General features: G+C 43.1%; 11 protein-coding genes. 2 read left to right on the top strand and 9 right to left on the bottom strand.

All coding sequences use genetic code 11. The annotated features are described in order from the left end of the window. Positions 1 to 36 precede the first annotated feature (36 nt). Positions 37 to 1,254, bottom strand: coding sequence for an ATP-binding protein (locus ACDJ58_RS27500; protein ID WP_413373931.1), 1,218 nt, complete (start codon positions 1,252 to 1,254; stop codon positions 37 to 39). A gap of 290 nt (positions 1,255 to 1,544) precedes the next feature. On the opposite strand from ACDJ58_RS27500, the gene ACDJ58_RS27495 reads away from it, so the two are divergent. After that, the gene (locus ACDJ58_RS27495; RefSeq protein WP_413373930.1) at positions 1,545 to 1,928 is read left to right on the top strand and encodes a MerR family transcriptional regulator; all 384 of its coding nucleotides are present in this window, start codon (positions 1,545 to 1,547) and stop codon (positions 1,926 to 1,928) included. Positions 1,929 to 1,944: 16 nt separating this feature from the next. After that, entirely contained in the window at positions 1,945 to 2,706 is a 762-nt protein-coding gene (locus ACDJ58_RS27490) for an SDR family oxidoreductase (RefSeq protein ID WP_413373929.1), read from the top strand. A gap of 140 nt (positions 2,707 to 2,846) precedes the next feature. On the opposite strand, the gene ACDJ58_RS27485 is transcribed toward ACDJ58_RS27490, so the two are convergent. The 8 genes from ACDJ58_RS27485 to ACDJ58_RS27450 all read right to left on the bottom strand — a co-directional run bounded on the left by ACDJ58_RS27485 (position 2,847) and on the right by ACDJ58_RS27450 (position 13,998). Further along, a complete protein-coding gene (locus ACDJ58_RS27485) occupies positions 2,847 to 3,377 on the bottom strand; it encodes a GNAT family N-acetyltransferase (protein WP_413373928.1) in 531 nt (176 codons plus the stop codon). A 133-nt stretch (positions 3,378 to 3,510) separates the two neighbouring features. Then, a complete protein-coding gene (locus ACDJ58_RS27480; RefSeq protein WP_413373927.1) occupies positions 3,511 to 5,364 on the bottom strand; it encodes a hypothetical protein in 1,854 nt (617 codons plus the stop codon). A gap of 11 nt (positions 5,365 to 5,375) precedes the next feature. Then, positions 5,376 to 7,667 carry a glycosyltransferase family 2 protein gene (locus ACDJ58_RS27475; protein ID WP_413373926.1) on the bottom strand — a complete coding sequence of 764 codons (2,292 nt, stop codon included), beginning with the start codon at positions 7,665 to 7,667 and terminating at the stop codon, positions 5,376 to 5,378. Continuing rightward, the gene (locus ACDJ58_RS27470) at positions 7,667 to 8,764 is read right to left on the bottom strand and encodes a GtrA family protein (protein ID WP_413373925.1); all 1,098 of its coding nucleotides are present in this window, start codon (positions 8,762 to 8,764) and stop codon (positions 7,667 to 7,669) included. Before ACDJ58_RS27470 ends, ACDJ58_RS27475 begins: the two co-directional genes overlap by 1 nt. A gap of 231 nt (positions 8,765 to 8,995) precedes the next feature. Beyond that, on the bottom strand, positions 8,996 to 9,529 hold the full coding sequence (locus ACDJ58_RS27465; protein WP_413373924.1) for a YceI family protein: 534 nt from the start codon (positions 9,527 to 9,529) through the stop codon (positions 8,996 to 8,998). 205 nt (positions 9,530 to 9,734) lie between these two features. Further along, positions 9,735 to 11,858, bottom strand: a complete 2,124-nt coding sequence (locus tag ACDJ58_RS27460) for a 5'-nucleotidase C-terminal domain-containing protein (protein ID WP_413373923.1) — start codon at positions 11,856 to 11,858, stop codon at positions 9,735 to 9,737. A gap of 184 nt (positions 11,859 to 12,042) precedes the next feature. Continuing rightward, positions 12,043 to 13,305 (bottom strand): polysaccharide deacetylase family protein, encoded by a 1,263-nt coding sequence (locus tag ACDJ58_RS27455; protein ID WP_413373922.1) that lies wholly within the window; start codon positions 13,303 to 13,305, stop codon positions 12,043 to 12,045. A 33-nt stretch (positions 13,306 to 13,338) separates the two neighbouring features. Beyond that, positions 13,339 to 13,998, bottom strand: a complete 660-nt coding sequence (locus ACDJ58_RS27450; RefSeq protein WP_413373921.1) for a hypothetical protein — start codon at positions 13,996 to 13,998, stop codon at positions 13,339 to 13,341. Positions 13,999 to 14,319 lie beyond the last annotated feature (321 nt).

Below are 14,319 nucleotides of genomic sequence, written 5' to 3'. Positions count from 1 at the left end.
TCGTAAGGTTTTAACATAAGACCCTTCAAACTTCCTTTACTCCCCATCGGTAGCCAAGAAGCGAATTGTAACGGTCGTCCCTACACCTTTCTTACTCTCATAATTAATTTCCCCTTCATATTTTTCTACAATATTAAAACAGATCATTAATCCTAATCCGGTGCCATTACTTTTTAATGAATAAAACGGCGTCCCGAGCGGCTTCACCTCATCCTCTGACATTCCGCTCCCTTCATCAATGATTTTGATCTCGATATAATGTTGATTTCTCTTAGCAATGACAGCGACGGGCTTACCCATATTCGAAGCTTCCAGAGCGTTTTTAATTAAATTCATCATCAACTGCTTAAACTCAATTGGATTAATAAATATGAAGCAATCCTCCTCTGCCTCGATATTCATCTGATTATCAGATAACATCGCATAGGAACGGACCAGACCTGTTACGCTCTGAAGAGCATCGTTCACATCCACTTTTTCTGGCTTCTGATCTCTATTAGGTTTGGAAAGGGTTAGAAACTGTGAGGTAATCTGTTCAACGGTATTTAACTCATCAATCATTAATTTGAACTTGTTTTTGATTGGATCATCAAATGCAGGATCTTCTCTGTATAACTGCAAAAAACCTCGAACCACGGTGACTGGATTTCTAATCTCATGCGCCACAGCTGCCGTCAAATGAGCTATCATCTTTAAACGCTCCGATTGTTGTAATTGTTCATGATAGAGTTGCTGCTTTTTCATACGACTAAAGGACAAATGGAAAATGAGAAATAATAATACCTGACTCGCTATAATATTAATGAGGTTCCCTATGATGTCATGATGTAAATAGGAATATATATTACCTTGATCAATCAGGATGATATAGCCAAACGTGACCAAAATTAAAAATCCATTCAAAATGATGGAGAAATAAAACAATTTTAAATCAAAAAATAGAATGGCAAGTGAGGGAATCAGACAAATGAGAATGTACGTAGTCCACGTCTCTGGATATAAGAAGAACAGGGTATAGAAATAAGCAAAACCAAACAGGATGATGATTTTTCTGAAAACATAGGTTTCATGCTTAGGGTAGATCAACAAACAAACCGCTAGAAAGGCCACACACGAAAAATGGATAACATACCCCACTGTAATTCCGCTTAATTCTGTCGTCGATAGGATTAATCCAGATAACATAAGAGCAATGAGAGTTAACATCGAAATATAATATGTTTTTCGGTTCACCTGACTGTACAATTCTTTCATCCACTCACCACTTTAAATTAATGTCGACACCTTCGGTATGTATGTAGCCCTTTTCATTCCAATATTTAAAGGCATCCAACGGGATGCCCTTATCTATAATAGCATTGTATCTCATTTAACTAGCTATACAATATGAAAATCTATAATACGCTAATGAGTTCCAGTTCCCTTTACCCGTGAGATTCATTACATCCAAAAGAGAAATTTATTTACCTTATTGACTTAAACCATAGTTTAAGTCGTATGCTATTCCTGTCGACAGAGTTAACACCCATTTGGAGGTCTCCAACATGAAGTATCTTTCCATTAGCGAAGCTTCAGCCAAATTAAATATTCCAGAATCAACCTTACGTTATTATGAGAAAAAAGGGCTTCTGCCCTTAATCGAGCGTGATGATGCTGGGCGGCGGTTATTTTCAGAAAACCAGATGGCTCTTCTGGAGACCGTTGTTTGTTTAAAGAACACGCATATGCCCATTAGTCAGATTAAGCAATATATGGATTGGATCATCGAAGGAAATCGAACGCTCGAAACACGGCTTGATATGATGCAAAAACATAAGCAAGCGGTGCTGGAGGAAATTTCGATAATGCAAGAATCCCTAAAGGGCATTGATTTTAAAATTACACGTTACACCCATCAGATACAGGAAAGAAACCAAAACGAGGACTAAGAGGAGAGAAAATACAATGAAACTTTCAGGAAATACAGTACTCATTACCGGCGGAAGCTCTGGGATCGGATTAGCATTTGCAGAACGCTTCTTAAGAGCTGGAAATACAGTTATTGTTACGGGACGACGTGAAGCAGTACTTCAACATGCAAAAGAAACACACCCGGACCTTATTACGTATGTGAATGATCTGAATATTGAATCCGATCGCATCGCATTGTTTGATTGGGTAACCACAAACTATCCGAAAGTAAATGTATTGGTCAATAATGCCGGTATTCAACAACGCTTTAATATACTCAAGTCAGACGGGAAGAACGATTGGAGTTATTTCAACAAAGAAATTACAACGAATATTGAAGCTCCACTTCATCTATCCATGCTGTTCGCTCCATATTTGGCAACACAAGAAGAGGCAGCGATTATAAACGTCACTTCCGGGTTGGCCTTCACGCCGTTTGCCATTGCTCCCATCTATTCAGCAACCAAAGCGGCCCTTCACTCCTTTACCATCAGTCTGAGACACCAGCTTTCGGATACATCTGTAGAGGTCATTGAAATCGCTCCTCCGGCAGTAATTACTGATCTGGGTGGAGCAGGCTTGCATACGCATGGAGAACCGTTGGATGACTTCACAGATGGAATCTTCAAAGGTCTGGAAGAAGGCCACCAGGAAATTGGATATGGTACTTCTGTCGCTCGCTTACGCATGTCCCGAGATGAAGTCGACGAGTACGCCGAACAGATGTATAACGCAACGAAAAGTCTAATTGAATAACTCGCCTACGCGACACGTGTGACTCATCCGTTTCGCTGTATATTAACAAAGAGGCCTCTCCAACTACGGAACGGCCTCTTTGAATATATTCTTTATATAAAACTCATGTATCCCTTTCTTATGCCGGGGGGAACATCAAATCAATCTGATACTAACCTTGAATACATATGGAGATCGTTAAACGTTCCCTCAACTCGTTCATATTCTCTAAATGTTCCTTCTAATGTGAAACGGAGCTTTTGTAAGAGCTTTATCGAATTCACATTTTCGGGATCAACCTTTGCTTCGACTCGGTTCAGTTTTAAAGATGAGAATGCATGATCTACCAAAGTAGAGACCGCCTCTGAAGCATATCCTCTTCCCCACGATGATTTAGCAATATCATATCCAATTTCTGCTTTTAAGTTGTCAAAATCCAAAGAATTATAACCGCATGAACCTATAATTTCGTTGGATTCTTTTTTAATTATGGAGAAACGAATAGCCTTACGATCTTGAGAGAGATCATCCAGAAGTTTGATCATTTCTTTCGCTTGCTCTACGTCAGTAAAACAACTAACATTCATAAATTTAGTAACCTCGGGATCAGACCAAACGGTGAACAAGCTCAAAGAATCCGACACCTTCACTTTTCTCAATTGTAAACGTTCTGTGTGTAACTCTGTAATCAATACTTTTACCTCCATTAGGATTTAATAGTTAGGTTTAAGATATTGATATCTGCGCATAGTTCAGTCCCTTCATTTCCAGGCTATTTACATTATACCAGGAATTTTGACCGAATCAGAATCCACTCTAATGATCTCAAGTCAGCGTAAGAATGATCTGTTCCCCGGAACGGGTAATCTTGTAGATCCCTTCTTTCATGTCAATGCCATAGTGCTTTTTCAGCAGCCACTTTGCGTTACGATCCGTCTCCACGACGACCAGATAATCGTAGCCGCTCAGGAGGTTATCCATATTATCCTCATAGAACAACACGATCCCGTCCACATGCGGAGCATACAAGAAATACTTCCCGACATACTGCATGTAATAATTCGTGACCTGCTGGTCCCTGTCCGAGGCGTAGAACAGATATCTGTTGTTGTCCTCCTGACCACCTTTATACCAGCGATCACCGGTAACCGCATGGATTTTGTAAGGGAGCGTTGTATCGTAGGTCTTAGCAATCGAGACAATCCCGTTGTATTCCGATAAAAGGATAGTCGCCGCAATCGCCATACAGCCGATGATTCCTTTTTGATAATGCCCCTTCGTCTCGACCGTCTTGAAGGCTTGATAATCAGGCACTTCACCAATCCGATAGTGGAATGAACGCTCCAGGTCGATCGCAGAGCACAGCACCAGCCCACCGGCGAACAGCACCACAATACTCGAAGCATAACGCTCAAAACCTGCCAGCACGATCGCCTCATCCAGCGGCATGGAGAAGAGATACAGCGCCAGAATGCCTGCATAATACAGTAACAATACAACATCCAGCGCAATCAGTGCTTTCCACAAATTCCACTTCTTCTTGAGTACTACATAGGCAAATACCGAAGCCGCAATCGCTACAAGTTGGAAAATGACAATACCGATGACCGGTCGTGTCGTAATATCCGTACTCGACTTTAAGAACAGCCACAGAATCTCATTCATCTGCTCCGCCGTTTTGCCGGATTGAATCCCGGAAGTGGCTACATCGAATTTGTTATCGACGCCCTGAAACACCGTTGCCATTCGCCAGCTCCAGCCGAAGTATGGAATCAGTGAACCGCAGATGGTGCCAATAACAGCCAGCGCAGTTTTCCAACTGAACTTTTGTTTGTGTTTTAGCCATGTATACACCAGGAAGATCAGGCCGATGGCTGCGAAAATAATGCCTGTGCTTTTAATGACTGTCAGCACACCTGCAAGCGGGAGCATGATTATGCATGCTCGTTTGATATCATGACGATATTGGTATATGACCGCCAGGATGGCGAGCGCATAGATAGGAAGCAAGAAATCCACGAGCAGGTTGGTAATCCGAATCGTAAGGTTGAAGAAAGACAGTGTAGACAATCCGAGTCCGAGAAACGCATACAGAAGAAAACGTTTCTTCTCGGAAACGATGCCAAACATGGCGTAAAAACAGGAAAAGATCAGCAGACCTTGTGCCAGGAGCATCACAGACTGGGAATGTCCCATGAAGCGACAGACGTAATAAATAAAAGATGAAGTTCCTAGCGGATAATTTTTAAAATCAATTAGGTTCGAATCCGGTGTCGGAAAAGCATCTGTGCTGAGCATCTGCTTCAAGACAATCGCCCAGTGGGAAAAATTATCGTAGTGCGTCAATTGATTTTGGAAGAGTACCAGTAAGAAAATGAACGTCCCTGCCAGGAATGAAAACTGGAATAAGGAAAAAGAAATGCGAAAGGATGCTCCTCGGCGCATTCCGAGAAACACCATTCCTCCATACAATAGTAATCCGACGAGAAGAAGGACAAGGCTGCCAATGTAGAGCTGCCCTGCCAAACCGCTAAGAAAGACAATACATGCTATTGAGGAAAACACAAATACAGGGATGAACTCCCAACGTATAGATAGTGCCTTTCGAACAAACTGCATGTAACCAATAAAGGAGAATATCAATAAAACTCCCATCACAAGTTGAAGCATATACAGCATCTCTATCTCTCCTAACCCTCTCTGGTGAAACGCTCGGCATGTGGATGGGTCAAATCACTCAGCAATTGATCAATCAAACCGCGCTCCACGATATCATCAATATTCTCCACCGAGAGAAGCACTTCGCGACGATTGGCTGTCGTTTTCCCTGTATGCTGCAAAATGATTTCAATATTACTCTTCGTATAAAAAGTAACGATCGATCCTGCCGCAATATCACCATGGAGACCCGTGGCGGAAAAGAAACGATAATTAAAGCTGCGCAGCATACATCCAGCATGATTGGTGAAATGAACTGGAAGTTGAAGGGAAAGCCTCGGCATTTTTCGTTGATCTGATCTAGGTTGAACAATACGTTTTTTTACATTGCGAAGCATATCGTCGTATGCCGTATCCCACAGATTCATCTGCTCTGGCAACGAGTGTTTACGGTCATAGATGATTTGCATGTATTGACGGTTATCCGTCTCATCAATGGGCTGAACCGTCGCGGAATAACGCCAGCCTTCTCCATCCTGTTTCACATAAACGATGACCGCGTTAAGATTGGCCTCATACCGCTCGGATTTTACGACCAGAGAGATCGTCTTCTGTTCAGGTAGATAAATGGGATACGGGACATAAAAGGCGATACCTTGTTCAGATACATCTACTGTCTTGGCTTCATAGCGCACATTCGTGTCCTGATCGTGGATCATGACATCCTCCTGTGCCCGAATCCGCTCTGTCTCCCGATACGCACGGCGGCCGATCATGAAGAACAGGGCATAACACAGCGCAATCATATTATGAATGAGCCAGAAAATAATGATACTGCTAAAGAACAGCGCGATGCCATACTTGCCGTTAACATATCGAATCACAGCCGCAATCGAAAACAAGAGCAGGAATATATGCGGAAGTGCATATAACAGAGCAGACATCCATTTTCGACCGTTCGCTCTGCTTTTGTTCGTAACCTTGAATTTTTTTTCGCGGATGCCCAGCGTTTCAAGGAGTACCGGCCATATCAGATAAGGCATAAATATAGTATCAATAACCTGACTCCAGCGCTGATTCCGAATATTGCTCGACAGATAACGCATCGATACACTGTAGAAGAAATAGGACGGAAGCCAGAATATTAAAATTTGCCAGAAAGTTGTGTTTACAATCTTGAAATCAAACAACGCAAATAAAATAGGAGCCAGAATGAAAATCAACCGGTTAAAGAAGGACCACCAGTATAAGAAACTGCTTAAATAGGTTACCCTCGTCCAGAAAGGAAGCTTCTCGGATATAGGAGCACGTGTATTCTGCAGGCTCTGAATAATACCCCTTGCCCAACGAATTCGCTGCTTGATCATGCTTGGAACAGTTGTTGTCGTCTGCCCGGCAGCTTGAACCTCTTGAGTCGCATAGGTAATATAGCCTTCCTGCTGTAAGCGGATGCTTGTCTCAAAGTCCTCCGTGATCGTATTCAGCGGGAAACCGCCGATCTCTTCCATGCCTTGCCGGGAAATGATCGTATTGCTTCCGGTATAGGCTACCGCATTGGAGGCATTACGCAGGATGTTCACTTCTCTGGAGAAGAAATCCTGTTCATTCGGAATTCCTTGCTCTGCATACAAGTTAAACTGGAACAGATCCGGGTTGTAGAAGCTTTGAGGGGTCTGTACCAACCCCAGCTTGAACTTTTTATCTATTTCATCCTCACGGCGAAGCCGCCATCTTCCGTTCTCTTCTATAAATGTGGAGAGCAGGAAATACGGGACGGTTTTCATCAAAAAGGTGTGTTGCGGGATCATATCTGCATCAAAGGTTGCAATGAGTGGAGAAGAGGTTTTGCTCAGGGCATTATTCAGGTTACCTGATTTGGCATGCTTGTTGCCGGGAAAATCCAGATATCCTACGCCAAACTGCTTCGCAAGCTCCTCCACCTCAGGTCGTGCTCCATCATCACACAGATAGATGTGAACCTTCTGCTTGTCAGGGTAATCCATGAACGTACAAGCATTGACGGTTTTATATAACAGATCGACCGGTTCGTTATGGGTGGCAATGAACACATCCACATGAGGATAAAAATCGGGAGGAACGATGGGAAAGTCGAGCTGTGTACGTTCCTTTTGCATCTTTTGAAAAAACAATTCAAAGGTGGTCAGTACGGTTACCGTCTCAGCCACAATTAAGAGCATGCCGAAGATGACGTTCAGAACGCCTTCCCCCCATGGCAGTGTAAAGAACATCCGCCATAGCAAATAAATCGACATCAGGATCATGGTGATGACAAAGAAAATATGTTGTCTTTTTTCGTTTTGCACTACAGCTGCTTCCTCCTTGCTGCAAATACCCATCTTCGCTGCAATTGAAAACTGAGCAGGAACAGCAAGGCATCACAGACAAATTTCGAGATTTTCTCATCCACGAAGAAAATCGTATGGAACAAATATACCCCCGTACTGGAAAGCACAATCACGAATCCGCACAACGTCAAGTAGCGCCATAGACTGCCCTGACTATCCTCTTTACGGAATACAAAGTGCCTATTCAGTACATAGTTGACGACAATAGAAATAATTCTCGCAATCACGGTTGCGAGCAGAATTCTTAGATAATCCTGCTGACCCAATATAGGCCGCAAAAAGTCGATCAAAAACCATGCAATTCCCAGATCGACGACAGAACTCGCAACTGAAGAGGAAATAAACCGCAGGAAGTTGGAGAACAGCACACCCATCACCCGAGCGCTGTCCTGAATCGCTTTAAAGTGTGTCCCTGCATTTCCATTCTCATAGATGACTTGAATCGGCATGGTATGAATCGGTATGCCTGACTGAATGCATGAGATGAGCATCTGCAGCTCGTATTCGAAACGAGTTCCGCGAACATCTTGCATGAAAGCAAGCAGCTCGGGGCCAAAAGCACGAAGCCCGGTCTGGGTATCTGACAGCTTTTTGCCGTAAAGCACAGCAAAAATAGAGGATGTCATCCGATTGCCGAGCAAAGACTTCGGCGGTATGCCTCCCTCGCTGAAGTCCCTTACCCCGAGAACCAGCGCATCAGAATGAAGCCTCGCTTCTTTCGCAAGTCGGTATACATCCTCTGCTGCGTGTTGTCCATCAGAATCCGCAGTAACGACAAAGGAGGACGCATCAAACTGCTGTCCGATATACTGAAATCCGGTCTTAAGTGCAGCACCCTTTCCCAGATTTTCCGCATGCCGCAGCAAGACACACCCGTTCTCACTCAGCTCTTCGAAAATCGAATGATACGCCTCACCAGACCCGTCGTCCACAATGACAATATTGGTCAAGCCATATTCTCGCAATTGCCATACATAGGCTAGAAGTCTCTCATCTGGCTCAAGCGATGGAATAAGGATGATCGTTTTGCCGTCTTTATTTATATCCATAATCATCCTATTAAGCCTCAATTCGACATATTTTCACAAATTCTTTTTTAATATTGTGAGTATAACATCGAAATGGTAGACAGTAAACGAACAACTTGTATATATTTTGGTAAAAAAGTTGTATTCGCATTTGTGCTAGTGTATAGGCGAAAATTACTAGGAATAGGACTGTGGTATACACAACGAAAAACTCGCCACGATTATGGCGAGTGAATGTTCAGGTAGCATGTAACAATGCTATTCTATTCGAATTGCTTCGATATAAAGCTCGATGCTTACTTCATTTCCAACGACAATTCCACCCGTTTCCAGAGGCGAGTTGAAGCTCAAGCCAAATTCATTACGATCTATACTGGCAGTCGAATGAAATCCCACACGTTCCCGGCCTCGAGGGTCTTTATTAAACCCTTCAAAAACGGTAAGAAAAGTAATAGGTTTTGTTACGCCATGCAGCGTTAGATTGCCAGCAAGTTCATATTGCCGTTCGCCAGTAAGAACGCAGTTGGTGCTTTGAAATGTAATTGCTGGATACTTGGCAGCATGAAAGAATTCTTCGCTCCTCAGGTGTTCATCGCGTTGCCGCTGGCGAGTTGTGATACTATTTGCGTCGATGGAAGCCTGAATACCCAGGGTTGTTACATCGTTGGGGTCAAAACTTAAAACCGCTTCGAACTGCTCGAATACACCTTTGATTTTATTAATCATTAAATGCGTCACCGAAAACTCAACAGAACTGTGGTCTGGATCCACTTCCCATTTGACATTGCTCATAAATAAATTCCACCTCTATAATAATATGATGAGAACGGTCGCCCTATCTCCAAAGCACTGCGCTATTCGCATGCTCTTAATATACAAAAAGGCTACTGACAACGTGATGTCAGTAGCCTTTTTAGCGTTCTAGCATTTTTTAGCTTTCTCGTTAATCCGATTTCGGAATGACTTAGGCTCGAATAAATTCTAAATAAGTTCTAAATTATGAAGCTTTTGCTGCAACAGCTTTTTGAATTAAAGCTTTTGCATCGTTAGTAGAAAGACCTTGTTTAGGTTGAAGCAGGTTTTTCTCTGCTGCACTAAGAATACCTTTGTCAATCAGTTTTGCCATAGATTTCACCGCATAGGTAGAAACGGTTTTGCCATCTTCAAAACCTGCAATGATCGTAGCCGCATTTTTATCAGAAGCTTGATCTTTCAGCAATTTAGCAACAATGGTAGCTGCTTCTTCACGAGTGATATCACGATCAGGATTGAAGTTACCACCGTAGCCTTGAATGAATCCAGCATGAGTCGCTTCAGCGATTGCATCTGCATATGAAGCGTTAGCAGCAACATCCTTGAATGCAGGTGCTGCAGCTACTTCGTTCAGTTTCAACAGGTCTACAAGAGCACTTACAAATTCAGCACGGGAAATGAATTCTGTTGTTGCAGGTGTTTCTGTTTCCTCTGTAGATGCAGCTATATTCGTGATACGTCCTTCCGTTTTAGCCACAATGTCAGCGCCTTTATACGTATCTACAATGTACTGGTAGAATACATCCAGATCGATAGGACCAGCCAAGGATGATTTAGCATCTACTAGCACTTTATAGTTATCTCCACCTGCAGCCATAAAGTTGTTAACTACAGCCGTATATGTTTTTGCAGGATCAATAGGTGCGCCATCTTCAAGACTAAGACTAGTAACACGTTCTGCAACTGGCTTATTGAAATCGGCAGTATATTTCAAACCAGAGATCTGTAGAGTTTTTGTGTTTGGTGTACCGTCAGCGTTGGTACCCCATTGTTGCTGCAACAAAGTTTTAATTTGTTCGCCAGTCAACTCCAGTTTCACTAGAGTATTGCCAAAAGGTTGGATTTTAGCAAGATCAGCAAAGGTCACATCGCCTTTTGGCAGATCCGCACGAATACCACCTGGATTCATAAATGCAAAGTCAGCAGCACTTGCCTTATCCCCAAAGTCTGCTTCACGCATTGAATCTGCAATGAGGTTGCCCAGAGCGGCTTCGTTATTATAAGCATCTGTACGGGTAACAGAACCATCCGTTGTACCTACTGGCTTAGTCAGCTCAGGATGCTTGTCTAATGATTTTTTAATAATAGCTAAAGATTCAGGGTCTTCTTTTACACCCTCTTGGAAAGTCGATGTAACGGTAGCTGATTTTTCGGTTACATCCCCAGTAGCAGGGTCAATCATCAATTTAATATCTTCAAATGCCGTACCATAAGAGAACGCTTGAACGATCAATTTTCCATTCACTTCACCGTTAGCCAAGGCATGATTGTCACCTGCAACGATAACGTCAACAGGGGAATCTGCTGGCAAAGCTTTTGCTAAATCAGCCGCTTCTCCAGTGGTTACGCCTTCTTTGGTTGTTGCTGGATCATGCGCCAAAACGATGATCGTTTCTACACCTTGATCTTGCAATTCTTTTGCATATTTATTAACGGCTTCAACTTCTTCTTCTGCGCTTAAGAAACGCACACCAGCTGTCCCAGATGGGGATACTTTGGCAGGTGTGGATTTCGTCACTAATCCGATGAATCCGATTTTGACTCCGCCTACTTCTTTAATAACATACGGCTTAATCAATGTTTTGCCAGTGGCAGTTTCAATGACGTTTGCATTGACGTAATCAAATTTTGCACCAGCATGAGTTACTTTGCCTTCTTTTGGATCAAGGCCACCAAAGATTTGTGCCTTCAAGGCAGCGATACCTTGGTCGAATTCATGATTGCCTAGAGAACCTACATCAAAGCCCATCATATTCATCCATTCCATGGTAGGCTCGTCACGATCGAGAGATGAGACTGGAGCAGATGCACCCACAGAGTCTCCATTATGGAAGAGTAGGGAATGTTCATATTTTGCTTGAGCTTCTTTTAAGTAGGTTGCTAGAATTGGAGCCGTTCCTGCCTTTTTATCACTAACGATCGATGTGGTATCTAACTGACCATGGAAGTCATTGATACCAATCAAGTGTACTTCTACATCTTTGCCTGCGGCAGAGACAGAACCCGCTGCGCCCAATAGTTGGGTGAGTAATAGTGCAGCAGTTGCCACACGAATTGTGCTTTGGCCCAGAACTTTTTTCCAATACATGAATTAACAAAACCCCTCTCCAATTATAGATCCTGAAATATTTTACCATAGTTCAATTCATAAAAGTCGTAGAATATATCAAATGGATGTAAAAAATTTAAAGATTGATAGAGAAAGGACATACCTGTATCTGGATTTTAACCAAAGCTAGTCCTTGGGGTTTCAATCTGCTCTGAGGTCTATTTTATTTGAAGATGACGAATTTTAAATTCTTTTCTTTTAAGTGTTTAAGAATAGCTGGAAGTGCTTCTAATGTGTTCTTGTTCTCGTGCAGCACATATACTCCCCCAGCAGCTTCGACCTGATGAAAGTATCGAATAATGTCCTCTGGCTTCTTCGCATTCCAGTCCTCCGGATCGCGATTCCATAGGAGGGTCTTCATATTCAACTTCCTGACCTCGGAGACAAGTTCGTCGTTAACCGCACCGTATGGTGGACGGAACAAAGTAACCGTTTTATGCGTCAATGATTCCAGAACGCTGTTTGTCTTCGACAAGCTCTCGCTCTGATCCTGTGGGGTGTCCTTCGGAAGCAAACTGTGATCCCAGGAATGATTCCCAATCGCCATTCCATGTTCACTCGCATAGATAACAGCATCTCGATTGGGTCCCACCTTCTGCCCCACGAACAGGAATGTCGCCGCTACCTTCTGTTCTGTCAGAATGTCCACAAACTGCTTCGTAAGCGTGGAGGGTCCGTCATCAAAGGTTAAAGCCACATATTCCTTCGGCAAACCAAAGAAAGACTCCTCTTTATCAATATCGATGACTTCAAAGGATTCGTGATTACTGTCAGGCTGATCGGATACGTGTGATAGGACGATAGGATTTGTTCTGGCAGCCGTAACTGAAGTTTCCGTCTTGTATGGTTCACTTATAGCTGTAAGCACCATCGGCGCTTCAAAATCATCGTCTTTTTCCCCAGCCATCGCCACCCCGACTGATCCGCTAAACGTATTTGCAGAATCGTCATTCCCCTTTGAAGTGATAGATAGAACAATCAGCAAGCCGATAGTTACCAGGGACAGAATCAAAATTTTGGGCATGTGAGCAGAGAATTGCCGCAGGAGTTGTGTCCGTTGCTGAGTGGGTCCCTCTACTCTGTCCTCCACTGGAACGGGCGGAAGGTTCCTGATCCGCTTAATTTCATTTATGTATGCTTCGCTGCATGCAAAATACTGCACATCCCGGGAAACTTCTGTGGTTCTGATTATGGAACTATAAAAGGTATTTCGGTATGGATCCCACTTGGAATAGGGAGAGAGTCTGATCCTGTCTCCATTTAGTGGCTTTAACACTTCAAGCCCAAGATATGTAAACTCGTCAATATTAATTTCGTATATAGCTTGCCTATCCTCTTGGGACACTGCGACCGTGATTTGATTTACACCATCCGAGGTCTTCCCAAGCGATAACAGCTCCATTACCTGCGTAATGTATGTCTCCATACCATTCGTCCTCTCTTCCGATCAGCAATGACTTTAATCGATTGGAGATTCCTCGGTTGTTCCTGCGTTCGATGCAAACGGAGATGTCAATCTGTTAGTAAAGTCATTTACAACATTAAGCAAATGCGTCTTCTCCTGGCGAAGAGCATCGAATTTCTGTTTCATTTGAGTGAGCTCGGATTCATATCTTACATTCTTCTCCTCAAGCTCGCTGATTCTCTTATTCTTATCGGTAATCATCTCATTGTGCTTCTGAAGCAGGCCGGCATAATTCTGGCGTTCAAGCTCAATTACACCTTTAAGCTCCTCATTTTGACCAGACATAGTGGATTGAAGCTCCCGAAAGTCTTCCATTATTTGATCGACCTTCAGATTCTTATCGGCCAGCTTCCGCTCCAGCTCCAAAATGCTCTTCTCGCGTTCCTCAATGACCTTGCCCAAGTTCTTTAGGTCTCTGTTCAAACGATCATTTTGTCCGTTCGAATGGTTTAGTCGATCCTGCAAATCATTATGACTCATTTCGACATGCTGCTTGTCCTTAATCATCTGCTCTACGGCGAATACCAGATCAAGCGAGCTCTTATCCATAAGACCCTTATTGATTAAAACAGAACTTGAAGGCTCTTCCTTCACCTCGGAAGGAGTCGAATTTAGCGACACTTCCTCTTGTGGCTCGTCCAAGTCCCTCCTCATGTCAAGGTCCTCTCTCGATTGCTGCTGCTCAAGTCTACTCTTCTTCTTTTGGAACGGTGAAAACATATATTAAATCACCTTTTCTAGGAAAATGTTGTTAAATGTCGATTTATGGCATATAACCGCATATTTATTATCGGAAATTTACCTTTATTTTTTAATATATTCGATAAATAAACATCAGAACGCAGAAAAAAGAGACGCGGACATCACTCCAGCGTCTCTTAGGGCTATTTCCCATGACTCCATCAACCTGTCCTCTGTCGGCGTGGCGAAGGAGATTGCTGTCCTCGATTTTCCAGCTCTTCCTTGTACGAGCGA

Origin of the sequence: Paenibacillus taichungensis, assembly GCF_047302525.1 — a bacterium.
GTDB lineage: Bacteria > Bacillota > Bacilli > Paenibacillales > Paenibacillaceae > Paenibacillus > Paenibacillus taichungensis_B.
The sequence above is the reverse complement of the archived record's forward strand: the minus strand, read 5'-3'. Positions and strand labels throughout refer to the sequence as shown.

Coding starts and splice junctions, on each gene's coding strand:
- ACDJ58_RS27470 (WP_413373925.1), bottom strand. CDS start 8,764: ATGATTATGGATATAAATAAAGACGGCAAAACGATCATCCTTATTCCA.
- ACDJ58_RS27450 (WP_413373921.1), bottom strand. CDS start 13,998: ATGAGGAGGGACTTGGACGAGCCACAAGAGGAAGTGTCGCTAAATTCG.
- ACDJ58_RS27500 (WP_413373931.1), bottom strand. CDS start 1,254: ATGAAAGAATTGTACAGTCAGGTGAACCGAAAAACATATTATATTTCG.
- ACDJ58_RS27480 (WP_413373927.1), bottom strand. CDS start 5,364: ATGCTGTATATGCTTCAACTTGTGATGGGAGTTTTATTGATATTCTCC.
- ACDJ58_RS27490 (WP_413373929.1), top strand. CDS start 1,945: ATGAAACTTTCAGGAAATACAGTACTCATTACCGGCGGAAGCTCTGGG.
- ACDJ58_RS27465 (WP_413373924.1), bottom strand. CDS start 9,529: ATGAGCAATGTCAAATGGGAAGTGGATCCAGACCACAGTTCTGTTGAG.
- ACDJ58_RS27495 (WP_413373930.1), top strand. CDS start 1,545: ATGAAGTATCTTTCCATTAGCGAAGCTTCAGCCAAATTAAATATTCCA.
- ACDJ58_RS27460 (WP_413373923.1), bottom strand. CDS start 11,858: ATGTATTGGAAAAAAGTTCTGGGCCAAAGCACAATTCGTGTGGCAACT.
- ACDJ58_RS27455 (WP_413373922.1), bottom strand. CDS start 13,305: ATGGAGACATACATTACGCAGGTAATGGAGCTGTTATCGCTTGGGAAG.